Below are 1,189 nucleotides of genomic sequence, written 5' to 3' on the forward strand. Positions count from 1 at the left end.
TGCCATTGCTCGTGAAAAGCAACAGAGCTAATGGCAAATACTCAGTTATAGCAGTTAGCTATAGCTGAGTATAAATTTTCTCAATCAATGCATCCGTTTCATCCCAACCGATGCAGGCATCCGTAACCGACTGCCCATAATTCATTGTGTCACTAATATTCTGACGACCTTCGACTAAATGGCTCTCGAGCATAAGGCCTTTAATCACATCACACCCTGCAGTTTTTTGAGCAAGAATATTTTCAACTACTTTCGATTGAAGTGCGTGATCCTTGCCGGAGTTTTCATGACTACAATCGACCAATACACTTGGTATTAAACCAGCCTCAGTCATCATTTTCTTCGCCTGGGCTAAATGCACCGCATCATAGTTTGGCCCGTGTTTTCCGCCACGCAGTACCAATTGACCATACGGATTACCGACCGAACGCATACGATTAATTTGTCCATCTTGGCACATCGAGAAGAAACTATGAGGGTTAGCCGCCGAAATTAATGCATTAATGGCAACATCTAATCCTCCATCGGTACCATTCTTAAACCCGACTGAACACGGTAAAGCACTCGCCATTTCTCTATGTGTTTGAGACTCAGTTGTTCGAGCGCCAATTGCTACCCATGAAATCAAATCATCCAAGTAAGGCATCGCTAGAGGATTTAAGGCTTCAGTCGCCAGAGGCACACCAAGCTCAACCAAGCGTAACAACAAACTTCTGCTTGCCTCTAAACCTGCGCCTAAGTCATCGGAGCCATCCATATCTGGATCGTACAACATCCCTTTCCAACCAACACTTGTTCGTGGTTTTTCAAGATAGGCACGCATAACGATAAGTAGCTTATCGCTGAACTTTTCGTTTAATGCGACAAGACGCTCGGCATACTCAATTGCAGATTGATCACAATGCAATGAACATGGACCTGTTATCACTAACAAGCGATTATCTGCCCCTGTCACGATATCCTGCACCTGTTGACGTTGCTTAAAAATCTGATCAGACAACGCATCATTCAAAGGAAGACATTCCTTCAAAGCTTTTGGGCTGATTAAAGGGGTCAGTATCGCTACCGCTTCTTCATTGCTCGATTGGGCTTGAACTTGGCTCATTGTTGTTTTCCTTCTAAAAAAAAACCTCGGGGGGCTGCGCCTACCGAGGTTTCTTCTTCGGAGGCGCTTAGATGGCCTCCCTAT

General features: G+C 44.7%; 1 protein-coding gene. It reads right to left on the minus strand.

Annotated features, from left to right (window positions below; all coding sequences use genetic code 11):
• Positions 1-58: 58 nt before the first annotated feature.
• Positions 59-1,105: a 3-deoxy-7-phosphoheptulonate synthase gene (locus A3738_RS12080; RefSeq protein WP_068483377.1), complete on the minus strand. Its 1,047-nt coding sequence runs from the start codon at positions 1,103-1,105 to the stop codon at positions 59-61.
• Positions 1,106-1,189: the final 84 nt, after the last annotated feature.

This window comes from Oleiphilus sp. HI0066 (genome assembly GCF_001635725.1).

Coding starts and splice junctions, on each gene's coding strand:
- A3738_RS12080 (WP_068483377.1), bottom strand. CDS start 1,105: ATGAGCCAAGTTCAAGCCCAATCGAGCAATGAAGAAGCGGTAGCGATA.